Annotated in this window: 25 protein-coding genes; 13 read left to right on the top strand and 12 right to left on the bottom strand. The window is 61.9% G+C overall.

Translation table 11 applies throughout. The features are described 5' to 3' along the window. Positions 1-519 precede the first annotated feature (519 nt). Both ACVHNU_RS21005 and ACVHNU_RS21010 read left to right on the top strand, forming a co-directional pair. The gene (locus tag ACVHNU_RS21005; protein ID WP_400507201.1) at positions 520-1,758 is read left to right on the top strand and encodes an MFS transporter; all 1,239 of its coding nucleotides are present in this window, start codon (positions 520-522) and stop codon (positions 1,756-1,758) included. 124 nt (positions 1,759-1,882) lie between these two features. After that, the gene (locus ACVHNU_RS21010; protein ID WP_473020094.1) at positions 1,883-2,164 is read left to right on the top strand and encodes a HigA family addiction module antitoxin; all 282 of its coding nucleotides are present in this window, start codon (positions 1,883-1,885) and stop codon (positions 2,162-2,164) included. A gap of 5 nt (positions 2,165-2,169) precedes the next feature. Here ACVHNU_RS21010 and ACVHNU_RS21015 read toward each other — a convergent pair whose 3' ends face one another. Next, positions 2,170-2,721, bottom strand: coding sequence for a DJ-1 family glyoxalase III (locus tag ACVHNU_RS21015; RefSeq protein WP_400507199.1), 552 nt, complete (start codon positions 2,719-2,721; stop codon positions 2,170-2,172). Positions 2,722-2,788: 67 nt separating this feature from the next. Beyond that, on the bottom strand, positions 2,789-3,238 hold the full coding sequence (locus ACVHNU_RS21020; protein ID WP_003228432.1) for a DUF4879 domain-containing protein: 450 nt from the start codon (positions 3,236-3,238) through the stop codon (positions 2,789-2,791). Between the two features lie 223 nt (positions 3,239-3,461). Between ACVHNU_RS21020 and ACVHNU_RS21025 the strand changes: the two genes are divergently transcribed. The 4 genes from ACVHNU_RS21025 (at position 3,462) to ACVHNU_RS21040 (ending at position 7,330) form a co-directional block, all read left to right on the top strand. Beyond that, positions 3,462-4,757 carry an NCS2 family permease gene (locus ACVHNU_RS21025; RefSeq protein WP_003228434.1) on the top strand — a complete coding sequence of 432 codons (1,296 nt, stop codon included), beginning with the start codon at positions 3,462-3,464 and terminating at the stop codon, positions 4,755-4,757. Next, positions 4,754-5,833, top strand: coding sequence for a tRNA (uridine(54)-C5)-methyltransferase TrmA (gene trmA, locus ACVHNU_RS21030; RefSeq protein WP_473018236.1), 1,080 nt, complete (start codon positions 4,754-4,756; stop codon positions 5,831-5,833). Before ACVHNU_RS21025 ends, trmA begins: the two co-directional genes overlap by 4 nt. 196 nt (positions 5,834-6,029) lie before the next feature. Next, positions 6,030-6,479: a type II 3-dehydroquinate dehydratase gene (gene aroQ, locus ACVHNU_RS21035; protein ID WP_003228440.1), complete on the top strand. Its 450-nt coding sequence runs from the start codon at positions 6,030-6,032 to the stop codon at positions 6,477-6,479. Further along, complete coding sequence (locus ACVHNU_RS21040) at positions 6,476-7,330, top strand: shikimate dehydrogenase (protein WP_473018237.1); 855 nt, start codon at positions 6,476-6,478, stop codon at positions 7,328-7,330. The genes aroQ and ACVHNU_RS21040 overlap by 4 nt, the downstream gene beginning before the upstream one ends. A gap of 116 nt (positions 7,331-7,446) precedes the next feature. Here the strand turns inward: ACVHNU_RS21040 and ACVHNU_RS21045 are convergent, their stop codons facing one another. After that, positions 7,447-8,124: a TetR/AcrR family transcriptional regulator gene (locus ACVHNU_RS21045; protein ID WP_201136521.1), complete on the bottom strand. Its 678-nt coding sequence runs from the start codon at positions 8,122-8,124 to the stop codon at positions 7,447-7,449. A 102-nt stretch (positions 8,125-8,226) separates the two neighbouring features. Then, entirely contained in the window at positions 8,227-10,128 is a 1,902-nt protein-coding gene (gene quiC / locus ACVHNU_RS21050) for a 3-dehydroshikimate dehydratase QuiC (RefSeq protein WP_003228443.1), read from the bottom strand. Positions 10,129-10,395: 267 nt separating this feature from the next. On the opposite strand from quiC, the gene ACVHNU_RS21055 reads away from it, so the two are divergent. Next, positions 10,396-11,733 (top strand): MFS transporter, encoded by a 1,338-nt coding sequence (locus tag ACVHNU_RS21055; protein WP_003228447.1) that lies wholly within the window; start codon positions 10,396-10,398, stop codon positions 11,731-11,733. Between the two features lie 128 nt (positions 11,734-11,861). On the opposite strand, the gene ACVHNU_RS21060 is transcribed toward ACVHNU_RS21055, so the two are convergent. The 4 genes from ACVHNU_RS21060 to ACVHNU_RS21075 form a co-directional block, all read right to left on the bottom strand. After that, entirely contained in the window at positions 11,862-12,740 is an 879-nt protein-coding gene (locus ACVHNU_RS21060; RefSeq protein WP_003228449.1) for a DMT family transporter, read from the bottom strand. Between the two features lie 116 nt (positions 12,741-12,856). Beyond that, positions 12,857-13,672, bottom strand: a complete 816-nt coding sequence (locus ACVHNU_RS21065; protein ID WP_473018238.1) for a sugar phosphate isomerase/epimerase family protein — start codon at positions 13,670-13,672, stop codon at positions 12,857-12,859. Between the two features lie 2 nt (positions 13,673-13,674). After that, positions 13,675-14,736 (bottom strand): Gfo/Idh/MocA family protein, encoded by a 1,062-nt coding sequence (locus ACVHNU_RS21070; RefSeq protein WP_473018239.1) that lies wholly within the window; start codon positions 14,734-14,736, stop codon positions 13,675-13,677. Between the two features lie 223 nt (positions 14,737-14,959). Further along, positions 14,960-15,736 carry an IclR family transcriptional regulator gene (locus ACVHNU_RS21075; protein ID WP_103484811.1) on the bottom strand — a complete coding sequence of 259 codons (777 nt, stop codon included), beginning with the start codon at positions 15,734-15,736 and terminating at the stop codon, positions 14,960-14,962. Positions 15,737-15,911: 175 nt separating this feature from the next. On the opposite strand from ACVHNU_RS21075, the gene ACVHNU_RS21080 reads away from it, so the two are divergent. The 4 genes from ACVHNU_RS21080 to ACVHNU_RS21095 all read left to right on the top strand — a co-directional run bounded on the left by ACVHNU_RS21080 (position 15,912) and on the right by ACVHNU_RS21095 (position 20,503). Then, on the top strand, positions 15,912-17,651 hold the full coding sequence (locus tag ACVHNU_RS21080; RefSeq protein ID WP_473018240.1) for an FAD-dependent oxidoreductase: 1,740 nt from the start codon (positions 15,912-15,914) through the stop codon (positions 17,649-17,651). Beyond that, positions 17,635-18,468 carry an aldo/keto reductase gene (locus ACVHNU_RS21085; RefSeq protein WP_473018241.1) on the top strand — a complete coding sequence of 278 codons (834 nt, stop codon included), beginning with the start codon at positions 17,635-17,637 and terminating at the stop codon, positions 18,466-18,468. The genes ACVHNU_RS21080 and ACVHNU_RS21085 overlap by 17 nt, the downstream gene beginning before the upstream one ends. Positions 18,469-18,658: 190 nt before the next feature. Then, positions 18,659-19,549, top strand: coding sequence for a KPN_02809 family neutral zinc metallopeptidase (ypfJ, locus tag ACVHNU_RS21090; protein WP_223007232.1), 891 nt, complete (start codon positions 18,659-18,661; stop codon positions 19,547-19,549). Further along, positions 19,550-20,503 (top strand): alpha/beta fold hydrolase, encoded by a 954-nt coding sequence (locus ACVHNU_RS21095; RefSeq protein ID WP_473018242.1) that lies wholly within the window; start codon positions 19,550-19,552, stop codon positions 20,501-20,503. A 115-nt stretch (positions 20,504-20,618) separates the two neighbouring features. Here ACVHNU_RS21095 and ACVHNU_RS21100 read toward each other — a convergent pair whose 3' ends face one another. The 3 genes from ACVHNU_RS21100 to ACVHNU_RS21110 form a co-directional block, all read right to left on the bottom strand. Then, the gene (locus ACVHNU_RS21100; protein WP_473018243.1) at positions 20,619-21,212 is read right to left on the bottom strand and encodes an HAD family hydrolase; all 594 of its coding nucleotides are present in this window, start codon (positions 21,210-21,212) and stop codon (positions 20,619-20,621) included. Then, on the bottom strand, positions 21,209-22,078 hold the full coding sequence (gene tesB, locus ACVHNU_RS21105; protein WP_473018244.1) for an acyl-CoA thioesterase II: 870 nt from the start codon (positions 22,076-22,078) through the stop codon (positions 21,209-21,211). The genes ACVHNU_RS21100 and tesB overlap by 4 nt, the downstream gene beginning before the upstream one ends. Before the next feature lie 105 nt (positions 22,079-22,183). Next, positions 22,184-22,753, bottom strand: a complete 570-nt coding sequence (locus tag ACVHNU_RS21110) for a GNAT family N-acetyltransferase (RefSeq protein WP_003228468.1) — start codon at positions 22,751-22,753, stop codon at positions 22,184-22,186. Between the two features lie 96 nt (positions 22,754-22,849). On the opposite strand from ACVHNU_RS21110, the gene ACVHNU_RS21115 reads away from it, so the two are divergent. Together ACVHNU_RS21115 and ACVHNU_RS21120 are read left to right on the top strand one after the other, a co-directional pair. Beyond that, entirely contained in the window at positions 22,850-23,770 is a 921-nt protein-coding gene (locus ACVHNU_RS21115) for a histone deacetylase family protein (RefSeq protein ID WP_003228470.1), read from the top strand. 292 nt (positions 23,771-24,062) lie between these two features. After that, entirely contained in the window at positions 24,063-25,304 is a 1,242-nt protein-coding gene (locus ACVHNU_RS21120) for a TIGR03862 family flavoprotein (protein WP_473018245.1), read from the top strand. Positions 25,305-25,421: 117 nt separating this feature from the next. Here ACVHNU_RS21120 and ACVHNU_RS21125 read toward each other — a convergent pair whose 3' ends face one another. Further along, positions 25,422-26,759 (bottom strand): DEAD/DEAH box helicase, encoded by a 1,338-nt coding sequence (locus ACVHNU_RS21125; protein ID WP_473018246.1) that lies wholly within the window; start codon positions 26,757-26,759, stop codon positions 25,422-25,424. Between the last annotated feature and the right edge of the window lie 48 nt (positions 26,760-26,807).

Here is a 26,807-nt window from a genome sequence, read left to right on the forward strand (position 1 = left end):
TAATACCGGCGATGGGGCTTGCGGCCCCTGCACCTACTGCCCCCACGAATATCGAGTGCGGCGAATTCTGATTCGTTCTTTTTTAATAACCATCGCAACGCAGGGAGTCTGGCCATCGGGCCACCAGACCATGGCCCGGGAGGGTCTTGATCTGGATCAAGCAATGTTGAAAGAGTAGTCCCATTTCCGACGAAGAACGGCGTGGTCGTTTGCCGCGTGACAAGTTGCCTCATTGCCTGAGCAACGTTCTGAAAGACATTCCCGGAGCGGCGAAATCCCTGTGGCGAGGGAGCTTGCTCCCGCTCGGCTGCGCAGCAGTCGTAAAGCCTGCCACCTTGACCTATCCAGAGAAATGCTCGGGAGTGCTTCGCCCTCCAGCGGGAGCAAGCTCCCTCGCCACAAGAAACTGAGGGTTTTGGACGATAGATGTCTGGCTAACTAAATTTTTTGTCATAGCAACTTCCTGTTACAGACTGGTGATAACCTCGCGGTTCCCCCCCGAGCCAGACTTGCCTTCAGATGCCCAGCCAAGAGCCCCTGCTGTTACGTCACCATCGTCCATTTCTCGCGTTCTGGTTCGCCCGGATCTTCACCGCCAGCGGTTTTCAGATGCTCACGGTGGCGATCGGCTGGAATCTGTATCAACTGACCGGCAACGTGCTCGACCTGGGTCTGGTGGGTCTGGTCGAGTTCGCGCCACGGGTGTTGTTCATGCTGCACACCGGTCACGTCGCCGACCGCTATGACCGACGCCGGGTCGCGGCGATCTGTCAGTCGTTGCAGGCGATGATCGCCCTGGCGCTGGCCATCGGCAGCGCCACCGATCACATCACCCGGGAAATGATCTTCATCCTCGCCTTCCTGCTCGGCGGCGCACGCTCCTTCGAGCTGCCGACCACCCAGGCACTGCTGCCGAGCATCGTGCCCAGTGCCCTGTTTCCACGGGCGGTCGCCGCAGCGCAGTCGGCACAGCAGTCGGCCACCATCGTCGCCCCGGCGATGGGTGGCCTGCTCTACGCGTTTGGCAGTGTCTGGGTCTACGGCCCGACGGTGTTGCTCTACGTTATCGCCTGCACCTTGATGCTCAATCTGCCCGCGCGGCAGACGCCGCTGAACAAAGGCAAAGCCACGCTGGACTCGCTGCTGGCCGGGATTCGCTTCATCCGCAGCCGCCCGGACATTCTCGGGGCGATCTCGCTGGATCTGTTCGCCGTGCTGCTCGGTGGTGCCACCGCGTTGCTGCCGGTGTTCGCCAAAGACATCCTGCTCACCGGCCCATGGGGCCTGGGCCTGCTGCGTTCGGCGCCGGCGGTTGGCGCGCTGGGGATGTCGCTGTTCCTCGCCCGGTTTTCCGTCGAACGCAACGTTGGCCGGGTGATGTTCACCGCGGTCGGCGTATTCGGCGTCGCGACCATCGCCTTCGGCCTGTCGACCTCATTCTGGTTCTCGCTGGCGGTGCTGGTGGTGCTCGGCGCGGCGGACATGATCAGCATGGTGATCCGCGCCTCCTTTGTGCAACTGGAAACCCCGGACGAAATGCGCGGCCGGGTCAGCGCGGTGAACGGCCTGTTCATCGGCGCCTCGAACCAGTTGGGCGAATTCGAATCCGGCCTCACCGCGCACTGGTTCGGCACCGTACCGGCCGTGGTGATGGGCGGGATCGGCACGCTGGTGGTCACCGGGACCTGGATCAAACTGTTCCCGACCCTGGCCAAACGCGACCGGATGCATGTGCCGGTGGAAGAGGCGAAGGTCTGAGGCACATCAGCGAAATCAACACGCCAAGCACAAATTGATTGAAAAGGTGCGGTACATAGTTACCGCACAGAGTGTAATGTATCGCCTTACACTCGCCGCCATGATCAAATCCTTCAGGTTTCCCATGCACAACCCGCCACACCCCGGTGAAACACTGCTCGTGGATGTCTTGCCAGAGTTAGGCATCAGTGTGAGTGAATTGGCCAGACATCTGGGCTTCGCCCGCCCTCACCTTTCCCGCGTATTGCACGGCCATGCACCGATCAGCCCGGATCTGGCAGTACGGCTGGAGCGAGCAGGCATTGGCAAGGCGCGTGTGTGGCTAGGCGTTCAAACCGATTACGATCTGTGGCAAGCAGAGCATCGGGAGCAACCAGCCATTACGCCTATCGCTGCCCACGCCTGAAGCCATCACACCAACATCTCCCCCGCCACTTTCGCCCGCAACGCCTTGCCGCCAAGCTGCTCAACCAGCGTCAGGGCAAACGCCAGTGCGCCACCAGAGCCTTGGGCGGTGATGCAGTTGCCGTCGACCACCACCGGTTGATCAACAAACGTACAACCCGACAGTTGATGGCTGGTAGCCGGCAGGCAGGTCATGCGCCGTTGGCGTAATACGCCAGCGGCTTGCAGGGCGATGGCCGGGGCTTCGCCAATGGCGGCGAACAGGCGTCCGGCGCTGGCCTGATCCTTGAGCAATTGCTGCAGCGGTTGATGTGCTGCCAGGTGTTGTGAACCGACAACACCACCGGGCAGGGCAATCAGGTCAAAAGTCTGTGCCAGCACATCGACCAGCATGCCATCCGCCGTCAGGCGGGTACCGCGCGCGCAGGTCAGCATGCGCCGGCCTTCGATGCTGGCCGCTACCACTTCGATACCGGCGCGGCGCAGCACGTCGATCAGGGTCACGCTTTGCAGATCATCGATGCCCTCGGCGAGGGTAATCAGGGCTCTAAAGGTCATGGGCGCCATCCGCTGGGTGATCTTCCAAGCGTAGTCAGCTTTGTCCTGCCCCGTCCGGTGATAGCCGTTACTTGATGTAAAGCTGGGTCGACAGGGTGTTGCGCGGCGCGTTGAGCGAGGTGTTGCTGAAGCTGAAGGTGCCTTCCTGCTTGCCCGCCAGATCGAAGGTATACAGCGAGCCGACAGTTTTGCTGCCGGGCGTGCACTCGGTCAGATTGCCGTTATCGTAGGCACACACCGGGGCCCGGGTGCCGTTGACTTCAAAACCGTCCAGCGTGGCGTGCGGCTGGTTCTGGCCATAGCCGACTTCCAGCACATACACCTTGATGCTCGGGCCGCTGTGATTGCACTGGGTTTGCGGCTGGTTATCGCCGATGTCTTCGAGGCCGCAAGCCGGCGACTGAACCTTGATCACCTTCACTTCAGTCAACGGTGGCGCCGAGGCTGCCAGCGCCGCCGTCGACCCGACCATCAGCCCAGCCATTACCCCCAAAGCCTTTATCCAGCGCTTGCCCATGTGATCGTATTTCCCCAAAAATTCAGCGCGCAGTATGGCGCAGATAACCCTCCGGCAAAACTTCGACGACGTTCGGCACCAACAACCGCCATATTCCTCACGCTGCTGGTATGATGCGCGGCTTTTTCCGGCCCACCACAAATTCCCAGGCGCTTGCGACGGTCTGTGCTTTGCTGTTGAGGTCGATACATTCACGGCGCCGCGCGCGCCACGGGGAGCAGACATGCTGGAAAGGCTGTTTCAACTCAAGGCACACAACACCAACGTGCGTACCGAGATTCTGGCGGGCGTCACGACCTTCCTGGCCATGGCCTACATTCTGTTCGTCAACCCGAGCATTCTCGGCGAGACCGGCATGGACAAGGGCGCGGTGTTCGTCGCCACCTGTCTGGCAGCCGCCATCGGCTCGACCATCATGGGCCTGATCGCCAACTACCCGATCGCCCTCGCGCCTGGCATGGGCCTGAACGCCTTCTTCACTTACACCGTGGTCCTGCACATGGGCCACACCTGGCAAGTGGCGCTGGGCGCGGTGTTCATCTCGGCAGTGTGCTTCTTCCTGCTGTCGATCTTCCGCATCCGCGAATGGATCATCAACAGCATCCCGCTGCCGCTGCGCTCGGCGATTGCCGCCGGTATCGGCCTGTTCCTGGCGCTGATCGCCCTGCACAACGCCGGCATCGTAGTCAGCAACCCGGCGACCATGGTCGGTCTCGGTGACCTGAAAGCCCCGGCGCCGATCCTCGCCACCCTCGGCTTCGCCCTGATCGTAGCCCTCGAAGCGCTGAAAGTGCGCGGCGCAGTGCTGATCGGCATTCTGGCGGTGACCATCATTTCCATCGCCATGGGCTTCACTCCGTTTGGCGGCGTGACCTCGATGCCACCTTCGCTGGCCCCGACCTTCATGCAACTGGACATCAAGGGCGCACTGGACATCGGTCTGGTCAGCGTGATCTTCGCCTTCCTGTTCGTCGACCTGTTCGACAACTCCGGCACCCTGATCGGCGTCGCCAAGCGCGCCGGCCTGATGGGCAAGGACGGCCACATGCCGAAAATGGGTCGTGCACTGATCGCCGACAGCACCGCGGCGATGGCCGGCTCGCTGCTGGGTACTTCGACCACCACCAGCTACATCGAATCCGCGGCTGGCGTAAGCGCTGGCGGGCGTACCGGCCTGACGGCTGTAGTGGTAGCGATCCTGTTCCTGCTGGCGCTGTTCTTCTCGCCACTGGCGGCCAGCGTTCCAGCCTTCGCCACCGCACCGGCGCTGCTGTTCGTCGCCGTGCTGATGACTTCCGGTCTGGCGGAAATAGACTGGGAAGACATCACCGTGGCCGCACCGGTGGTGGTTACCGCGCTGGCGATGCCGTTCACTTACTCGATCGCCAACGGCATCGCCTTCGGCTTCATCTCCTGGACCGTGATCAAGTTGCTGTCGGGCCGCGCCCGTGAGCTGAACCCGGCGCTGGTGATCCTGTCGATTCTGTTCGTGATCAAGTTGGGTTGGTTCAACGCATGACATTCGATTCCCAGGCCTACGCCACTCAGCTCGAAGACAAGGTCACGCGTTTGCGTGACCTGCTGGCCCCGTTCGATGCGCCAGAGCCGACCGTGTTCGACTCGCCGCTGCAGAACTTCCGTCTGCGCGCGGAATTTCGCCTGTGGCGCGAGGCCGGTGAGCGGCACTACGCGATGTTCTCCCAGGACGACAAACGCACGCCGATCCTGATCGAAGAATTCCCGATTGCCAGCCTGCGTATCAACCAGTTGATGCCGCAACTCAAGGCGGCGTGGCAGGCCAGTTCGGCGCTGAGCCACAAGCTGTTCCAGGTGGAATTCCTGACCACCCTGGCCGGCGATGCGATGATCACCCTGTGTTATCACCGTCCGCTGGACGAGCACTGGCATGCGGCCGCGTCGAAGTTGGCGGCTGATCTCAACGTCAGCGTCATCGGCCGCTCCAAGGGCAAGCGCGAAGTGATCGGCCACGATTACGTGGTCGAGAAGCTTGAAGTCGGCGGTCGCACCTTCAGTTACCGTCAGCCGGAAGGCGCGTTCACTCAGCCCAACGGCACCGTGAACCAGAAGATGCTGAACTGGGCGTACGAAGCATTGGGCGATCGTCCCGACGATCTGCTGGAGCTGTACTGCGGCAACGGCAACTTCACCCTGCCGCTCGCCACCCGCGTGCGCAACGTGCTGGCCACCGAGATCAGCAAGACCTCGGTCAACGCCGCACTGAGCAACCTCAGCGAAAACGCTGTGGATAACGTCACGCTGGTGCGTCTGTCCGCCGAAGAGCTGACCGAAGCGCTGAACGAAGTGCGTCCGTTCCGTCGCCTGCAAGGCATCGACCTGAAAAGCTACGAGTTCGGCAGCGTGTTCGTCGACCCGCCGCGCGCCGGCATGGACCCGGACACCTGCGAGCTGACCCGACGCTTCGACAACATCCTGTACATCTCCTGCAACCCGGAAACCCTGGCGGCCAACATCGCCCAACTGCACGACACGCACCGCATCACCCGCTGCGCGATGTTCGACCAGTTCCCGTGGACGCATCACATGGAGTCCGGGGTGTTGCTGACCCGGCGTTGATAGCGAATGCCAGATACGAGAAAGCCGTCGTGATTGACGGCTTTTTTGTGGGTGATGTTTTGTTTTGTGCGATTAACGAACACTAAGCGCCAAGCGCAACGTTGCTCAATTGACCATGGTAACCATCTGGTACATTTTACCTCCACAGGCTGAGACCCTCGGCCCAAGCCAAAAACAATAAGTGGAGTTTGCCCCCATGCCCCCTATCGTTCTGGTGCTCAACGGCCCGAACCTGAACCTGCTCGGCACCCGTGAACCGGCGACCTACGGCCACGAAACCCTGGCCGATATTTCTGCACTGTGCGGGCGCGCCGCTGAAGAATTCGGCCTGACCGTGGAGTTTCGCCAGACCAATCACGAAGGCGAATTGCTCGACTGGATTCACGCGGCACGCGGGCGCTGCGCCGGGATCGTGATCAACCCGGCGGCCTGGACGCACACTTCGGTGGCGATCCGCGACGCGCTGGTGGCCAGTGAGTTGCCGGTGATCGAAGTGCACCTGTCCAACGTGCATGCGCGTGAGCCGTTCCGCCACCACTCGTTCGTCTCGGCCATCGCCACGGCGGTGATGTGCGGCTTCGGCAGCCATGGCTATCGCCTGGCCCTGGAGCATTTCAGTCAACGGCTGAAAGGACGCGCAGCATGATCCGTAAGAACGTAATACTCGCCGGGCTGATTGGCGCGGGCATTCAGGCCTCGCGCACGCCAGCACTGCATGAACACGAGGGCGATGCCCAAGGCCTGCGCTACCTGTATCGACTGATCGACCTCGATCAGTTGCAACTCGACAGCAACGCGCTGCCCGACTTGCTGCTGGCCGCCGAGCGCATGCACTACACCGGCCTGAACATCACCTTCCCGTGCAAGCAGGCGATCATCCCGTTGCTCGATGAACTGTCGCCGGAAGCCCGGGGCATCGGCGCGGTCAACACGGTGGTGCTCAAGGATGGCAAGCGCATCGGCCACAACACCGATTGCCTGGGTTTTGCCGAAGGTTTTCGCCGAGGCCTGACAGACGCTGCGCGTGAGCGTGTCGTCCAGATGGGCGCCGGTGGTGCCGGGGCGGCGGTGGCCCACGCGCTGCTGAGCGAAGGCGTACAGCAACTGAGCATTTTCGACGTCGACCGCGAGCGTGCCGAGAGTCTGGCGAACAACCTCAACCAGCATTTCGGCTCAGGCCGCGCGGTGGCCGGGCGAGATCTGCCGGGCACGCTGAATCAGGCCGATGGTCTGGTGAATACCACGCCGATGGGCATGGCCAAACTGCCGGGCATGCCGGTGCCGGTGGAGTTGCTGCGCAGGGAATTATGGGTCGCGGAGATTGTTTACTTCCCGCTGGAAACCGAACTGCTGCGCAACGCCCGCGCCCTCGGTTGCCGCACGCTGGACGGCGGCAACATGGCGGTGTTTCAAGCGGTGAAGGCGTTTGAATTGTTCAGCGGCGTGGTGCCGGATGCGCAGCGGATGCTTGCGCATTTCCAAAGCATGAATAGCTGAAGATCAACATCAATTCTGTGGGAGCGGGCTTGCTCGCGAAAGCTGTGTGTCAGGCGCCAGATGTATAGGCTGACACATCGCCTTCGCGAGCAAGCCCGCTCCCACATTGGAGGGTGTCAGGCTTGCAAGTAGCGCAACACCGACTCGCAGATCATCTCGCGATGACGCTGCTTGATGCTTTCGTCCGGCAGGTCGATCTGAAAAATCTCACCGAACGTATGACGGTTCGAGACGCGGTAGAAGCAGAACGAACTGATCAGCAAGTGCACGTCCAGCGCGTCCAGCCCGGCGCGGAACACACCCTCCTCGGCACCGCGACGCAAAATCTCGCCCAGTGAATCGAGGATCGTATTGTTCATCGCCTTGATCGTGTCCGAACGCTTCACGAACTCGGCGTTGTGGATGTTTTCGATACAGACGATGCGCACGAAATCGACATTGCGGTCGTGGTGATCGAAGGTGAACTCCACCAGTCGGCGGATCGCCACCACCGGCGGCAGCTCGGCCAGGTGCAGGCGGTTTTCGGTGCTGCGGATGTCGCCGTAAAGCTTCTCCAGCACCTCGACGTACAACTGCTCCTTACTGCCGAAGTAGTAATAGATCATGCGTTTGGAGGTGTGGATACGCTCGGCGATCGCGTCGACGCGGGCGCCGGACAAACCCTGCTGGACGAACTCGACGATCGCCTCCTGCAGGATGTTCTCGCGAGTCTTTTCCGGGTTGTTCTTGCGACTCTTGCGCGGCTCGATGCCAGATACGACGGGGGCTGCGGGGAGTTCTGAAGTCATTGTCATTGCGGGCTCACGGCCATCACTGCACAGGCTGGCGATTATGGGCCGCACAACTGCGCTAAGGAAGCTGCGCGACCCGTGTTTAATCCCGCGTTTACGAATTTCCTACAACTTCGCCTGGCGCACCGCGCCGCTGCGTGATTTGGCCATCGCCGCCAGACGCACCGCGACGTTCGCCGCACCATAACCGGCATAACCGTTTTTACGCTGGATGATCTCGAAAAAGAAGCGCCCCTCGAACGGCTCGGTGTACACGTGAAACAACTCGCCACCCTGCGCGTCACGGTCGTAGAGCACGTTGTAATACGCCAGCTCGCTGAGGAATTCGTCGTCAAAATCGAAGCGCGCGGCGAGGTCGTCGTAATAGTTGAGCGGGATATCCAGCAACGGCACACCGGCTTCTTTGGCGCGGCTGACTTCGGCGAAGATGTCATCACAATCGAAGGCGATGTGATGCACACCGGAGCCGCGATAACTCGACAGCGCGTGGGAGATCGCGGTGTTACGGTTCTCCGAGATGTTCAGCGGCAGGCGGATCGAACTGTCGCGGCTTCTCAACGCCCGGCTCTTCACCAGCCCGTACGGATCGGGCAGCACCACTTCATCGTCAGCCTCGAAATCCAGCAGGCTCTTGTAGAACAGCACCCAACTGTCGAGGCTGTCGGCCGGCAACGCCATGGCCATGTGATCGATGCGCTTGAGGCCGCCACGGGCCTGAGCGTTCGGCAGCAGATTGAAGTCGGTGCCATAGACATCCGCCGCTTCATCCACCAGATAAATCAGGCTGCCGTCCGGCGCACGCACCGCGGCCAGTTCCAGTTCGTTGGGGCCGACCAGACCGCGATAGGGCTGGCCCTTGTAAGCGACCGCACGAGCGAGTGCGCTGGCGCTGTCCTTGACCCGCACGGCGGTGGCGCACAGCGACGGGCCGTGGGCCTCGAAAAAACTGTGGCCAAACGAATACGGTTCGGCGTTGAGGATCAGGTTGATATCGCCCTGACGCAGCAGGCTCACGCTCTTGGAGCGGTGCTGCCCGGCCTTGACGAAGCCCAGCCGCTCCAGCCAGTTGCTCAGTTTGGCGCCGAGGCTTTCGTCGACGGCGAACTCAAGAAACTCGATGCCGTTGTATTCGCTGGCCGGCGGCGTTTCGAAGAGGATTTCGCGGTTGGCCACCGGCGTTGCTTGCTGTTCCAGGCGCTGACGGGTTTTCTCTTCCAGATACAGCAGCGAACGCAGACCATCGGCGGCATTCGCCCGTGGCGGTGCGGCGCGGAAACCATCGTTGAAGATCTCCAGCGACAACGGCCCGGTGTAGCCGCTCTGGATGATCGGCGCGAGGAACCCCGGCAGATCGAATTCGCCCTGCCCCGGGAAGCAACGGAAATGCCGGCTCCATTCCAGAACATCCATGGCGAGGATCGGCGCGTCGGCCATTTGCACAAAGAAGATCTTGTCGCCGGGAATGTCGGCAATCGCGCTTGGGTCACCTTTCAGCGACAAGGTGTGAAAGCTGTCGAGCAGCACGCCGAGGGCCGGGTGATCGGCCTGGCGGACGATGTCCCAGACCTGTTGATAAGTATTGACGTGCCGGCCCCAGGCCAGCGCTTCATAGCCGATGCGCAACCCGCGAGCGCCGGCCCGTTCAGCCAGCAGGCGCAGGTCATCGACGAGAATCTGTTGATCGCCGATGCTGTCCGCCGAGGCGTTGCTGCAGACCAACACCAGATCGGTGCCCAGTTCCTGCATCAGGTCGAATTTGCGCTCGGCCCGCTCCAGATTGCGCGCCAGTCGATCACGGCGGCAGCCCTCGAAATCGCGGAACGGCTGGAACAGGGTGATGGCGATCCCCAGGTCAGCGCACATCTGCCTGATTTCCCGCGGGCTGCCGTCGTAATACAGAAGATCGTTCTCGAAAATCTCGACGCCGTCGAACCCGGCGGCGGCAATGGCTTCGAGCTTTTCCGGCAGGGTGCCGCTCAGGGAAACGGTGGCAATGGAACGCTGCATGTTTCTACTCCCGGGACTGCGCTGCAGTTTTTTACAGGGGATCGTTTTTATCGTGAGGAAATTATTGGCTGCATCGTCTTCAGCAGCAATTTAAAGTGTACCAGCCGGTTAGTTTTGCGTGCGATTATCGAACACTATGGCGTTTCGACGAATTGACGATTTTTCGTCCACTGCCCACCATCGACTTCACATTGAGTCCGGAAATGAACCTTCGGTCGCAGTGCGTGCAAACAACACCACATAACAAATTCAAAAACGGGTGGAACAATGATTCCTTCACAGACTTCCCGCATGGCCCCGGCCATGAGCACTGCCACGGGTGGCATCGGCGACAAGATCCGCGGCGCCATGGCTGTCGGCAAGACCCGTTGGGGCATGCTGGCGCTGGTGTTTTTCGCCACGACCCTGAACTACATCGACCGCGCCGCCCTCGGCGTCATGCAGCCCATCCTCGCTAAGGAAATGAGCTGGACGGCGATGGATTACGCCAACATCAACTTCTGGTTTCAGGTCGGCTACGCGATTGGTTTCGTCCTGCAGGGACGCCTGATCGACCGGGTCGGCGTGAAACGCGTGTTCTTCTGCGCAGTGCTGCTCTGGAGCCTGGCCACCGGCGCGCACGGTCTGGCGACTTCGGCCGTCGGCTTCATGGTCTGCCGGTTCATCCTCGGCCTGACCGAAGCGGCCAACTACCCGGCCTGCGTGAAAACCACGCGCCTGTGGTTCCCGGCCGGTGAACGCGCGGTGGCCACCGGCATCTTCAACGCCGGGACCAACGTCGGCGCCATGTTCACGCCGATGCTGTTGCCGCTGATTCTCCACGTGTGGGGCTGGCAGGCGGCGTTCCTGTGCATGTCGGCCCTCGGCGGAATCTGGCTGCTGTTCTGGGGCTTGAAATACTTCAACCCGGAAGACCATCCACGAGTGAAGAAATCCGAACTCGACTACATCCAGCAGGAAGTCGAACCGGAACAGGCCCGCGTACCGTTTTCACGAATCCTGCGCATGCGTGGCACCTGGGCGTTCGCCCTCGCCTATTCGCTGACAGCGCCGGTGTTCTGGTTCTACCTGTATTGGCTGCCGCCGTTTCTCAATCAGCAATACAACCTGGGCATCAACGTGACCCAGATGGGTATTCCGCTGATCATCATCTACGTGACGGCCGACTTCGGCAGCGTCGGCGGCGGCATTCTGTCGTCGTTCCTGATCGGTCGCGGGATGAACTCGATCAAGGCGCGGCTGCTGTCGATGTTCCTGTTCGCCTGCTGCATCATCGGCGTGATCATGGCCGCCGGTTCGAGCAATCTGTGGGTCGCCGTCGCGGCAATCTCTCTGGCCATCGGCGCGCATCAGGCCTGGACTGCGAACATCTGGAGCCTGGTGATGGACTACACGCCCAAGCACATGATGAGCACGGTGTTCGGTTTCGGCGGCATGTGCGCAGCGATCGGCGGGATGTTCATGACCCAGATCGTCGGCCACATCCTGACCGTCACCAACAACAACTACACCGTGTTGTTCACGCTGATTCCGGCGATGTACTTCCTGGCGCTGACCTGGATGTACTTCATGGCGCCGCGCAAGATTCCAGACGTTACCGAGTAACCTGCCTACACCACCCTCACCCTGTGGGAGCGGGCTTGCTCGCGAAAGCGGATTGACATTCAACATTGATGTCGACTGATCCACCGCCTTCGCGAGCAAGCCCGCTCCCACAGGGTTGTGTCTTTATCTCACTTACGGCTCTGCTGCCACGCCGCCGCCAGGCCGCTGCAACAGATCACCGCAATCCCGATCACCGTCAACAGACTCGGCGTGTGATTGAACACCACCCACCCCAACAACCCGGCAAACACGATCTGGCAATAACCGAACGGCGCCAGCAATGCCGGCGCGGCATGGCGGAACGCCTGGGTCAGAAACAGGTGCGCGGTCATCCCGCAGCTGCCCAGCGCCAGCATCAACACGGCGTGAGACAACGTTGGCACTTGCCAGAAGAACGGCACCAGCGCACTCATCACCAAGGTGTTGCACAACCCGGCGAAGAAGTTGCTGGTGGTCGGGCTGTCGACTTCTGCGAGCTTGCGCGTCAGCAGTTGATAGAAGCAGAAAAACAGCGCCGAGCAGAACGGCAGCAGCACCGCCGGAGTGAACAGCTCGCCGCCCGGATGGACGATGATCAGCACCCCGATAAAACCGCAGATCACCGCGATCCACTGTCCGCGCGTCACCCGTTCCTTGAGCAGCGGCACCGACAGGGCCGTCACCAGCACCGGCGCAAGAAAGTTGACCGCCGTGGCCTCGGCCAGCGGGATGTACAGCAGCGCAGTGGTGAAAAACAGACTGGTGCCGAGCAGGCACAACGCCCGCGCCAACTGCCACAACGGCCGCTTGGTGCGCAGCACGCGCAACCCCGACTGCGGCAGGAAAATCCCCGCCATCAGCAAGGTGTGCACCAGATACCGCGCCCACACCACCATGATGATCGGGTAGAAACCCGAGAGGTATTTCGACAGGGCGTCGTGGCTGGAGAACAGGAAAGTCGCCACGACAATCAGCAAGATCCCCTTGAAGGGTTGGTTGACACCAGAGAGCGGGGTGCTGACGGTCATCGGATTTCCTTGTGTTGCAAAAAAGATCAAAAATCTTCGCAGGCAAGTCTCGTCGCCACTGGAACAACCCTGTCCCTGTGGCAACGGGGTTGCCCGCGACAGGTGCGCAGCAGCGCTTAAAGCTGCGCCAACAACGCTCGGGTGCTATCAATCGCCATCTGCGCCCGCTGCAATCCACTCACGCCCTGCTCGAGCAATTTCACCGCAGGAATTTCCAGGCTCAACGCAAGATTAGTCGGCAGCGCTTTCAGCAACCCGAGCAAGTCACAATCGCCCTCGCCGGGAAACCGCCGCTCATTGCGCGCCTGACGCAAGATCTCGGCCATGTCCGCCGGTCTCGGGCCCGCCACATCACACAATTGCGCATAACGCAGGCGCGCAGGCGCGACGTGGGCCAGATCCTCCAGCCGTGAGCCGGAGCGATCGAAATGAAAGGCATCGACCAGCACCGCGGCATTTTCCCGGTCGGCGTTGGCAACGATGCGCAACGCCTGCTCGAGGTTGCGCGCATCGGTCCAGGGCATGAACTCCAGATGCGGATGCAAGCCGTAAGGTGCCGCCAGATCACACAGCGCAGCAAAATTGTCGGTGAGCCGTTGCTCGTCAGGATCGTTGCCGGCGACCAGTAACTCACTGGCGCCGAACTCCGCACCGACGGCCAGCAATTGCTCAAAATCGGCGACCACGGTTTGCGGTTTCAAGCGCAGGATTTCCACATCGAGCACAGCGATGCCAGTGTCGCGCAAACGCGCCAGTGTCTGACGCCGCAAATCAGCATCGGCCACCAACGGAAAGTGATATTCCTCGGGCGTCGCCGGCTCGAGACGCAAGCCGACATGGCTGTAACCGGCACGCGCCGCCACCTCGACCATTTGCGGTGGCGACAATTCGAGTACGGCGAGACTGGCCAGGGACAGGATTCGTTCGTTCATGTTCAAGCCTCGACCACTGCAGGGGAACAGGTACGACCGCTGGCCGCCGCCTCGCGAATCGCCTCGACCAGCGCCAATGTTCGCGCGGCATCGGCGGCACTGACCAGCGGTTCGACTTCACGCCGCGCGACCTGCACAAAATGTTGCAGTTGCAAACGCAACGCGTCCCCGGCCGCGCAATGTTCCTGCACCGCGAGCAAAGGCTCGTGCCAACCGGCATCGACTTGATCGGCAGCGTAATGCCAGCGCTTGAGTTGCGGAATGCTCAGCGCCCCGGCGGTACCCGCCAGCAGATAACACGGCTGATCGACTTGACGTGGGTAGACCGGGTTTTCCCCGGAATTCAGCTCCCAGCTCCACGGCGCGGCGACCGCATCAGAACCGCTCAGCGTACCGAGTGCACCGTCGGCAAATTGCAGCAACAGCGCCACGCTGTCCTCGTTGGCAAAACCACGCACCGCGTTGTCGGTGACGGCCTGCACCGATTGCACTTCACCGCACAGGTGACGCAGCAGATCGAGGTCGTGAATCAGATTGGTCAGCAACAGGCCCGCCCCCGGTTCACGGCGCCACGGGATCTCGAAATATCGGTCGGGTTTGCGTAACTGGAACAGCGCGGTAACCGTGGTCAGCCGCCCGAGCGCGCCGCTGCGCAACAACTCATGGGCGCGCACGATCAGCGGATTGTGCCGCCGATGATGGCCGACCAGCACCGGCACGCCACAGCGTTTGACCGCTGCCACCAGCTCACGCACCTCATCCAGGTGCACGCCGACCGGTTTCTCCAGCAACACTGGAACCCCGGCGGCGAGGCAATCCAGGGCGGTGCTGACGTGCTGATTATTCGGATTGGCCACGATCACCGCGTCTGGCCGCGCCTGCTCCAGCATCTGCCGATGATCGGCGAAATACGCCACGCCCCACTGCCCCGCCAGCGCGGCAGCCTGCGGGCCGGGATCGGCCACTGCGCATAAGCGGGCTTCGTTGAGGGTTTGCAGGTGCTGGTAATGCTGCTGGCCCATGTTGCCAGCGCCGATCAGGGCGATACGAAGGGGCGGAGTCAAGACGCGATCCTTTTGTGATTGTTGTTGGAAAAGTCACTCCAGCAACAATTTAGAACCACGTTCCACAATCAAACACCCAGTGATGGGAAAACCGTGCGAACACCGCACAACTTCATACCAACGCCTGACCTGTAGGAGCTGCCGCAGGCTGCGATCTTTTGACTTTGTTTTTAAGGTCAAGATCAACAGATCGCAGCCTTCGGCAGCTCGTACAGGGGATAGGTCAGATGAATAACTCAGACGCCAGACTCGCCGCCGACAACTCCTCGGTGAACTTCACCAGCAACGGCGCCAATTCGTGCAGTCGCGCGCCGGGCATCCGTGCGCTTGGCCCGGCAATGCTCAGTACGCCGATCACTCGCCCGTCCACCGGATGCTTGACCACCGCGGCAATCGCCGAGGTGCCCACCGCCGAACTTTCCTCGACACAGGCATAACCCTGTTCCCGCGCCAGGCGCAGGCGCTCCAGCAGTTCGATATTGGAGCGCGGCGCATTCGGCCCGACGCCCACCGGTACTTCCGCGCCCTGGCGCTCGACCAGCGACAACGCCTCGGCATCGCTCATGCAGGCCAGCCATGCATGCCCGGAGGCGGTGTAGAACAGCGGCGCATCGCGCCCCATGTCCGGGTCATAACGCAAGCCCGTGCGTGCGCCCTGTGCCTTGGCGATCCAGGTCTGGCGCTCGCCATCGATCACCCCCAGACGCACCAGTTCACCGGTTTCCTGAGCCAGTCGATCCAGCACCGGCTGCACGATGTCGGCACCGCTGCTCGACAGATACTGAAACCCCATCGCCACCAGTTTGGTCGACAAGTGATAGCGCAAAGTGTCGGCATTCTGCCGCACGTAACCCAGGCGAATCAGCTCGGCGAGCATCCGGTGAGTGGCACTTTTCGGGATGTCCAGTTGTTCGGCGAGGGTCTGCATCGGCAGCCCGCGCGGCTCACTGGTGAGGCTTTCGAGCACGCTGAAAACCCGTTCGATCTGACTGCCGGCCATGGGGAAATCCAAGTGAAATTTTGCCGATTCTAGAAGACATCTCACACAAAGCGAAATCCGGAACTGGCCGGGCGATAACCGCCCACTTTACTGAAACAAGCCTTGTTGCAGCCACGCTTCATTGGTTAGTTTCTGGAATCCAATTCCAATAAACCCTGCTGCGGAGCTTTGCCTGATGCCTGCCGAACTTCCCGAAATCGACTGCGACGTTCTGGTCGTCGGCTCCGGTGCCGCCGGTTTATCCACAGCGGTCACTGCGGCGTGGCATGGTCTGAAAGTCATCGTGGTTGAAAAAGATCCGGTATTCGGCGGTGCCACCGCGTGGTCCGGCGGCTGGGCGTGGGTGCCGTGCAATCCGCTGGCCCGGCGCGCCGGCATCGTCGAGGACGTTGAGCAACCGCGCACTTACCTGCGCCACGAACTCGGCGAGTATTACGACCCGGCAATGGTCGATGCCTTCCTCACCGCCGGGCCGCGCATGGTCGCGTTTTTTGAACAGCACACCGCTCTGCAATTTGCCGACGGCAATACCATCGCCGACATTCATGGCGATACACCCGGCGCGGGCACGGGCGGTCGCTCGGTCATCGCGGCGCCTTACGACGGACGACAAGTCGGACGCCTGCTCAAGCGCCTGCGTACAACCATGCGCGAAACCTCCTTCATGGGCATGCCAATCATGGCCGGCGCCGACCTTGCGGCGTTCCTCAATCTCAGCCGATCACTGAAAGCCGCGTGGCACGTAACCCGGCGTTTTACCCGGCACTTGCTTGACCTCGCGGTACACGGCCGGGCCATGCAACTGGTCAACGGTGTGGCGCTGGTCGCACGACTGGCGAAGTCCGCCGAGGACCTTGGCGTCCTGCTCTGGGCGTCGGCGCCAGTGACTGAACTGCTGCGCGATGAAGCAGGGGTTTGCGGCGCGCTGGTCAGCAGCGCCAAAGGTCCGATCCGCATTCATGCACGCAAAGCCGTGGTGCTGGCCGCCGGTGGATTTGCCAACGACATCGAGCGACGCAAGGCCTTGTTTCCGCGCACGCCCACGGGTCATGAACACTGGGCACTGCCGCCGCTGGCGGTGAATGGCGACGGCCTGCGCCTGGGCGAAAGTGTCGGCGCCACGGTCAACACCGACGTGGCTTCGCCCGTGGCCTGGGCGCCGGTCTCGCAAGTGCCCCATGCCGACGGCAGCATCGGCCATTTCCCACACATCATCGAACGCGGCAAGCCGGGAATTATTGGCGTACTGCGCAACGGCCAACGCTTCGTCAACGAAGCCAACGGTTACTACGACTACGTCAGCGCCATGGTTGCCGCCACGCCTGAAGGCGAAGAAGTCGCCTCGTGGCTGATCTGCACCCGCGCCTTTCAACGGCGTTATGGCTTGGGCATGTCGCGGCCATTTCCCGTACCGGTGTCAGGATTTATCCGCAGCGGCTATCTGAAAACCGGCAACACCCTTGAAGAATTGGCCAGCGCCTGCGGTATCGACCCCAGCGGGTTGCGCCACACGGTGGAGGACTACAACCGCCATGCACGCCACGGCGAGGACCCGTTGTTCGGTCGCGGCGCAACGCCCTACAACCGCAAACAGGGCGATCCGGCGAACCTTCCCAACCCTTGCGTTGCCCCAATAGAGACAGGCCCCTTCTATGCCGTGAAAGTCCAACCGGGCTGCTTCGGTACCTTTGCCGGGCTCAAGGTCAACCCGCATGCGCAAGTGCTCGACGCCCATGCCCGCCCCATCGCCGGGCTCTACGCCGCCGGTGGCGACATGGCCAGCATCATGGGCGGGCACTATCCGGCGGGCGGGATCAACCTCGGCCCGGCGCTGACTTTCGGTTACATCGCCGCCCGGCATATCGCCGGCATCACTGCTTTCGAACAGGAGATCGACCATGCAGCACATCGTTAACGCCCTGGGTTTGAACATGCCGAAACTCGGCCTCGGCACCTGGCCGATGCTCGGCGACGAATGCACCCGTGCCGTCGAGCAAGCGCTGGAACTCGGCTACCGGCACATCGACACGGCAGCGGCCTACAACAACGAAGACGCCGTCGGACAAGCATTGGCGAACACACCGACACCCCGCGAGCAGATTCATGTCACCACCAAGGTCTGGTGGGATCAGTTACAACCCGACGCGATGCGCCACTCGATGCAGCGCAGCCTCAAGGCCTTGCGCAGCGATTACGTCGACCTGTTCATGATCCACTGGCCGAGCACTGACTGGGATCTGCCGCGCACCCTCGACACGTTGGCCTCGTTCAAGGAACAGGGTCTGGCACGCAATATCGGTGTGGCGAATTTTCCTCTGCCGCTGCTGCGCACAGTCGTCGAGGAATACGGTATTCCCCTCTCGGCGATCCAGGTCGAGTACCACGTCCTGCTCGGCCAGAACGCCCTGCTCGACTATGCCCGCCAACACGATCTGGCACTGACGGCCTACACGCCATTGGCGCGTAACAAGGTCTCGGAGATTCCACAGATTCAGCAGATTGCCGAAAAACACGGCGTGCTGCCGACTCAGGTCGCGTTGAAATGGCTGCTGGATCAGGACAGCGTGGCGGCGATTCCCAAGGCCAGCAGCCGCGCCAATCAACTGGCGAACCTGGCTTCGCTGCAGGTTGAACTGGACGCTGAAGACCGCGCACTGATCGCCGCACTGCCGAAGAATCAGCGTCAGGTCAGCCCGGATTTCGCCCCGGTGTGGGATGCATTCGATCGCTGACGCACAGCGCGCCGAGAGAAATCCGCCAACGGATTGAATTAGTCGCGTACACGCTCGTCAATAACAGGCCCGCCCTCGTCACCCGAGGCCGGGCCTGTTGGCGTGTGCGCGAATAGACGGACGACCGGACTGGCGCCACACTCTCACACCAGCAACACTCATCACCACGTACAGAAAGAGGATTTCCCACATGCTATGGAAAAAAGGCCGACGCAGTGACAACGTCGTCGATGCCCGTGGCGATGATACCGGCGGTGGCGGCGGCATGCGTTTCGGTGGCGGCAAGGGTCTGAGTCTGGGGGCGATTTTGCTGATCGTCGGCATCGGCTGGATCACAGGCCAGGATCCGTTGCAGATCCTCGGCCAGCTCACCGGGCAAATGACCGAGCAATCGGCACCGGCTTCGACGCAAACCCGTCAGGCGCCACCGGCCAACGACCAGCAGGCCGAATTCGTGCGGTCGATCCTTGGCGATACCGAAGACACCTGGGGCGCGATTTTCCAGCAGGCCGGCCGCCAATATAAGGACCCGACCCTGGTGCTGTTCAGCAATCGGGTGAATTCCGCCTGCGGTCTGGCGACTTCGGCGACCGGCCCGTTCTATTGCCCGGCGGATCAGAAGGTTTATCTGGACATGGCCTTCTTCCAGGAAATGGCCCAGCGCTTCAAGGCTGCCGGCGACTTCGCTCAGGCTTACGTGATTGCGCACGAAGTCGGCCACCATGTGCAGACGTTGCTCGGCGTCTCGGCAAAAATTCAGGCGGCCCGTCAGCAAGGCCGGCAGATGCAGGGCGACGGCGGTTTGCTGGTGCGCCAGGAATTGCAGGCCGACTGCCTCGCCGGCGTCTGGGCCTACCATGCGCAGAAGCGCCTGAACTGGCTGGAACCGGGTGACGTCGAAGAGGCCTTGAATGCGGCCAACGCCATCGGTGATGATCGCCTGCAACAACAGGGTCAGGGCCGTGTGGTGCCGGACTCGTTTACCCATGGCACGTCGGCGCAAAGGGTGCGCTGGTTCAAAACCGGTTTCGCCCAAGGCCAGGTCGGCCAGTGCGATACCTTCGCGGCGAAAAACCTGTAAATGCGCAAATGGCTTTTGGCTTTACTGATCATCGGCGGCAACGCCCATGCGGCGGGCGTCGATGCCATCAGCCCCGGACGCCTGCAATTCGAGGCCGGCGAAATGGCCGTCGGCATCAGCCCGGCACCGGAAAAAATCGAGCGGGTGCTGATCGTCATTCACGGTCGTCTGCGCAATGCCGAGACCTACCGCAAGAGTGCCGAACGCGCCACTGAACTGGCCGGGCAAACGGCGCACACGCTGGTGATCGCGCCGCAGTTTCTCAACGAAAGCGACGTCGCCCTGTACTCCCTGCCCAACACTTTGCTGCGCTGGAAAGGCAACGAGTGGATGGGCGGCGGTTTATCCACAGGGCCGAAGCCGCTGAGCTCCTACGCCGCACTCGACGCCATCGTCGCCCGGGTCAGTGATCGCAAACAGTTTCCGGATGTGCAGCAGATCGTGATTTTCGGCCATTCCGGTGGCGGACAAGTGGTGCAGCGCTACGCCCTGCTGGTCAAGGATCAGCCGGCGCTGAAGGCCAACGGCATTCGCCTGCGGTATGTGGTGGCCAATCCGTCGTCGTACGCTTATTTCAACGAACAGCGGCCAGTGGCGTTCGATCACGCACAGTGCCCGGGCTTCAATCGCTGGAAATACGGTCTGACCGACATGCCGGTGTACGCCGGTGGGCAAACGCCGATGCAGCTTGAAAGCAGTTACATCAAACGCGAGGTGATTTATCTGCTGGGGCAGCAGGACACCGACCCGCAACATCCGGCGCTGGACAAGAGTTGCGCCGCCGAGGCGCAGGGCGCGTATCGACTGGAGCGGGGCAAGGCGTTTTTCAGTTACCTACTGCGCCGCCATCCGGAAGGGGTCAATCAGCGGCTGGTTGAAGTGCCCGGTGTCGGGCATAACGGCGATGGGATGTTGACGTCGCCTGAGGGGCAGAAAGCGCTGTTTGATCAGTAATCCTTGCGGTGGCCGTTCTGGCCTCTTCGCGAGCAAGCCCGCTCCCACAGTTGGAATGCATTCCCCTGTGGGAGCGAGCTTGCTCGCGAAGGCAATCTGACAGGCACCGAAGATCTCAGGCCAAAAGCATCCGCCGCAACTCGAGACAATCTTGCGCATGCCAGTCCGTCAGCTCCGGCCACGGGTTGTCCGGCAGATTCACCAGCACCGTCCGCGCCCCTGCCGCCCGCCCGCAATCGAGGTCGAAGCGGTAGTCCCCGACCATCACCATCTCGTTGGCCGGAACGTTCCAGGCTTCGGCCAGTTTCAGCAATCCGCCGGGATGCGGCTTCGGTGGCGCTTCATCGCGGCCCAGCACATCTTCCACGGCGAAGCAGTCGGCCAGGCCGATGGCGTCGAGCGTCACATGCGCGAGTTCCCGCGCATTGCGGGTCAGAATGCCCAGGCGATAGCCACGCCCGTGCAGGTCGCGCACCAGCTCCACCGCACCGGCAGCCGGTTTCGAACCCAGCGCCAGATCGCGCTCATGCTCCAGCAACCACGCGTGTTTCGCCGCGGCCTCCTCGGCCGGCAGCGAAGCGAGGTGGGTGAGAATGTCGTCCTCGGGCGGAATCTCCAGCGCCACGCGGATCGCCGCAAAGTCATGCACGGCGACGGTCAGGGTGCCGTCCATGTCGAACACCCAGTGCTTCACATCGCTCAGGCTCATGCCCAGTCCTTGCGGTGACGAATCAGGCCTTCCTGGGTCACCGACGCCACCAGTTGCCCGGCGCGGTTGTACACGCTGCCACGGGAGAAACCCCGGGAATTGCCGGCCCACGGACTGTCCATCGCATAGAGCAGCCAGTCATCGGCGCGCAGATCATTGTGGAACCACAGCGCGTGATCGAGGCTGGCGACCTGCATGTCTTTCTGCCAGACCGACTTGCCGTGCGGCAGCATCGAAGTGGTCAGCAAACCGAAGTCCGAGGCATAGGCCAGCAGGTATTTGTGCAGCGCCGGAATATCCGCCAACGCGCCGTCGGCACGGAACCACACGTATTTCACCGGATCCGCCGGTTGTGGGTTGTACGGGTCTTTTTCAGTGACCGGGCGCACTTCGATCGGTTTCGGGCACAGCAGTTTTTCGCGCATATGCTCGGGGATCAGGTGCGCGCGTTGCTGGGTCAGTTCCAGCTCCGACGGCAGGTTTTCCGGGCCGACCATCACCGGCATCTGGCTCTGATGCTCAAAGCCTGCCTCGTCATACTGAAACGACGCGCTGCAGGTGAAGATCGGGTGGCCCTTCTGGATCGCTGTGACCCGACGGGTGCTGAAGCTGCCGCCATCACGCACGCGATCCACCGAATACACCACCGGCAACTTGGCATCGCCCGGGCGCAGGAAATAGCCGTGCATCGAATGCACATGGCGCGCCTCTTCAACCGTCTGACTGGCCGCCGACAGCGACTGACCGAGCACCTGCCCGCCGAACAACTGACGGAAACCCAAGTCCTGGCTGCGGCCACGGAACAGGTTTTCCTCGATCGGTTCCAGGGTCAGCAGGTCGACCAGATCTTCCAACACTTGGCTCATTCAGACTCTCCTCACACAACGCTATGCCGCGCAGTCTTGGCTGCGGCGGCCCATTCAGGTTCTGGCGCGAGCCACTGTCGCGCCATTGTAAACGTCCGTGTCGGCTTAGCCATGCAGGGTTTGCAGCCATTGCTCCCTGGTAATTCGGTACAACAAATGCCGGCGCAAGGGGTGATCGACAGCAACTTTGGGGTGATCGAAATCATCGGCCGGATCGTGCTGCATGCCAATCGCCTGCATGACTTTCTCCGACGGCAGATTGCTCTGCGCGGTGAAGGACACGATCTCCTTCAGCCCCAGCCGATCAAAGCCTGCGCGCAATGCCGTCCACGCCGCCTCACTGGCATAGCCGAGGCCCCAATGCTCGCGGGCCAGACGCCAGCCGATTTCCACCGCCGGAGTGAACGGCGCATCGAAACCGACCACGCCGAGGCCGGTAAAACCGATGAACTCACCGCTGTCCTTGCGCTCCAGCGCCCACAGACCGAAACCGTGCTCGGCAAAATGCCCGCGCACCCGGCCGATCATTGACGCACTTTCCAGGCGGCTGAGCGGGGCCGGAAAGTAGCGCATCACCTGCGGATCGGCGCACATCGCCGCAAATGCCGGCAAATCCTCGTCGCGCCACTGACGCATCAACAGGCGTGCGCTTTCGAGTTGCTGAATCGGCTCCATCATGCCCCTCCATTTCCATGCCGCAAGTCTACATCGCTGGTAGGATCGTTCACTCTTTCCTGCGTTCCCAATCTTCAACAGCCATACGAAATCACCATGCCACTGCCGCTGATCTACCACGAAGACTACAGCCCCGAGTTTCCGGCGGATCACCGCTTTCCCATGGACAAGTTCCGCTTGCTGCGCGATCACCTGGTCGACAGCGGCCTGACCCGCGACGCCGACCTGCTGCGTCCCGAGATCTGCCCCAACGACATCCTCGCCCTGGCCCATGACCGTCGCTATATCGAACGTTACATGAGCGGCGAGTTGTCCCGCGAAGATCAGCGGCGCCTCGGCCTGCCATGGAACGAAGCCTTGGCGCGGCGCACGGTGCGTGCGGTCGGTGGCTCGATTCTGGCGGCGGAAAAAGCCCTGGAGCATGGTCTGGCCTGTCACCTGGCCGGCGGGACCCATCACGCCCACTACGACTACCCGGCCGGGTTCTGCATCTTCAATGACCTGGCGATCATCAGCCATTACCTGCTGCAAAGCGGTCGAGTGAACCGAGTGCTGATCTTCGATTGCGACGTGCATCAGGGCGACGGCACCGCGCGGATCCTGCAGGACACCCCGGAGGCGATCACCGTTTCCCTGCACTGCGAAAAGAACTTTCCGGCACGCAAGGCCGAAAGCGACTGGGACATTCCGCTGCCCAAAGGTATGGGCGATGCCGACTATCTGCAGGTGGTGGATGACACCCTTAACTACCTGCTGCCGCTGTATCAACCGGACCTGGTGCTGTACGACGCCGGGGTCGATGTGCACAAGGACGACGCCCTCGGTTATCTGCAGCTGACAGACGAAGGCGTCGCCGCCCGCGATGAAAGCGTGATGCGTCACTGCCTGGGCCGCGACATCCCGGTGGTCGGCGTGATCGGCGGCGGCTACAGCAAGGATCGCCACGCCCTCGCCCGCCGCCACGGCATCCTCCATCACAGTGCGCAACGGGTCTGGACGTCACACGGTTGTCACTAAGCTGTGCTGCGTTACCCACAATGGCTGTGGAACGGCCTGTGGATAACCTGAGCGAAAGGGACTACAGACCATATCGCTCATGGCCTGCAGCACACTGACTAATTTTTAACCAGGTATCGAATCCACTAAATACCCCTGTGGGAGCGAGCTTGCTCGCGAAGGCGGTGTGTCAGTCAACTGGATGTTGAATCTACCGACGTCTTCGCGAGCAGGCTCGCTCCCACAGAGATCTCCCACATTGCTCTGCGCTGTTAGAATGCGCGCCTTATCCCGCCATACCGCAGCGCACGCCATGACCCAGACTTCTGCCCCCCTTCCCGCTCACGTCGCCATCATCGGCGGTGGCCCCGCCGGCCTGATGGCCGCCGAAGTGCTGAGCCAGGCCGGCGTGCGCGTCGATCTGTATGACGGCATGCCCTCGGTCGGTCGCAAGTTCCTGCTGGCCGGGGTCGGCGGTATGAACATCACCCACTCCGAGCCTTACCCGGCGTTCCTCGCGCGCTACGCCGAACGCGCGCCGCAGATAGCGCCCTTGCTGCGCGGTTTCGACGCCGACGCGTTGTGCCGCTGGATCCATGATCTGGGCATCGAAACCTTTATCGGCAGCTCCGGCCGGGTGTTCCCCACCGACATGAAAGCCGCACCGCTGCTGCGCGCCTGGCTCAAACGCCTGCGCGACAGCGGCGTGGTTATCCACACCCGCCATCGCTGGCTCGGCTGGGATGAACACGATGCGCTGCGCATCGCCAGCCCCGACGGCGAAATCACCGTCAAACCCGACGCCACCCTGCTCGCCCTCGGCGGCGGCAGTTGGTCGCGGCTGGGTTCGGATGGCGCGTGGATGCTGCCCCTTGAGCAAAAAGGCGTAGGACTGGCGCCGTTGCAGCCGAGCAATTGTGGCTTCGAGGTGCAGGCCTGGAGCGAGTTCCTTGTCAGTAAATTCGCCGGCGCACCGCTGAAAAATGTCGCCATCGGTTTGAACGACGATATCCCGCGCCTGGGCGAATGCGTGATTACCGCGACTGGGGTCGAAGGCAGCCTGATCTATGCGCTGTCGGCACCGATTCGCGAGGCGATCAATACGCAGGGTTCAGCCACCGTGCACATCGATCTGCTGCCCGGCCGTCCTGTGGATAAATTACAGGCCGCGTTGAGCAAACCCCGCGGCTCGCGTTCGATGGCCAAGCATCTGTACAGTCAGGTCGGGATTGATGGGGTGAAAGCGGCGTTGTTGCGAGAGCTGAGCGATGCAGCAACGTTTGCTGATCCGGCGCTGTTGGCGCGGGCGATCAAGGCGTTACCGCTGACTTTGGTAAAAACGCGGCCGCTGGATGAAGCGATCAGCAGTGCCGGTGGCGTGACGTTCGAAGCGCTGGATCAGCGTTTGATGCTCAAGGCGTTGCCGGGAGTGTTTTGTGCGGGCGAGATGCTGGATTGGGAAGCGCCGACGGGCGGCTATCTGCTGACCGGGTGTTTTGCCAGCGGGCGGGCGGCGGGACTGGGGATGTTGGAGTGGTTGCAGCGCCAGCGCTGAAGACCGCGGCGCGCCCTTCGCGAGCAAGCCCGCTCCCACAGGAGTTCTCCATTTCAATGAAGACCCATGTGGGAGCGGGCTTGCTCGCGAAGGCGTCCTTACAGACGCCACATCAGATCAAGGCTTGCGCTTACGCGGCCCGGTATTGAACACCGGCACTTTACGCACAGGCTTGATCGACGGCTCCGGCGCCTGGGTGTCGCCACTGTCGACCCACTTGCCCAGATTGCGCTTGCCACCGCCGCCGGATGCTTTCGGCTTTTTCGGTTTCTTCGGCTTCTTGATCACCTGACCGCTGGCGTCGGTATCCGGCACGCGGTGCTCAGGTTCGAAGTCCGGCTCGTTCTGACGCTTCAAGGTCTGACGCGTGAGCATCTCGATCGCCGAGAGCATGTTCACTTCATCCGCGCACACCAGCGAAATCGCCTCGCCCGTCGCGCCCGCACGGCCAGTACGACCGATGCGGTGGATGTAATCCTCGGCCACAATCGGCAGGTCGAAGTTGACCACCAGCGGCAAATCTTCGATGTCCAGACCACGCGCGGCGACGTCGGTCGCCACCAGAATCTGCACTTCACTGAGCTTGAAACGATCCAGCGCACGCTGGCGGGTCGCCTGCGGTTTGTCGCCATGGATGCCGTCAGCGTTGATGCCCAGGCCCTGGAGTTTTTCCACCAGCGCATCGACGCCATTACGGGTCTTGGCGAACACCAGCACCTGCTTCCACTTGTTCTTGCGCATCAGGTGCACGAACAGTTCCGGCTTGCGCTTCTTGTCCACCGTCACCACCCACTGCTTGACGGTGTTGGCCGCGACGTTGCGCGGGCTGACTTCGATGCTCAGCGGATCGTTGAGCATCTGCCCGGCGAGCAGGCGGATGTCATCGGAGAAGGTCGCAGAGAACAGCAGCGTCTGGCGCTTCTTCGGCAGCATGCGGTAAATGTTCGCCAGTTCTTCGGAGAAGCCCAGGTCGAGCATGCGGTCGGCTTCATCCAGCACCAGGGTTTGCAACTGATCGAGTTTCAACGCGTTCTGGCGGAACAGGTCGATCAGGCGACCCGGCGTGGCGACCAGCACATCAACGCCGCCGCGCAGCTTCATCATCTGCGGGTTGATGCTAACGCCGCCGTACACCGCATACGTGCGCAATGGCAGGTTTTCAGCGTATTGGCGCACCGACTCATGAACCTGCTCGGCCAGCTCGCGGGTCGGCACCAAAATCAGCGCACGCGCCGAATTGGCGGCCACTTTCGGCCCTTCCATGGCCAACAACTGCAACAACGGCAAGGCGAAACCGGCGGTCTTGCCGGTACCGGTCTGGGCCGCAGCCATCAGGTCGCGACCGGCCAGAACGGCCGGAATGGCTTGCGCCTGGACCGGCGTTGGAGTCTGGTAGCCGAGCTTCTCGAGGGAGCGCAGCAAGGGTTCGATCAGGCCAAGGGAGGCGAAAGTCATGGGAGTACCGTAGGAAAAATCAGCGCGGTTGCGCAAAACAAGGGTGCA

Source organism: Pseudomonas sp. Ors-4-3C (assembly GCF_055755035.1).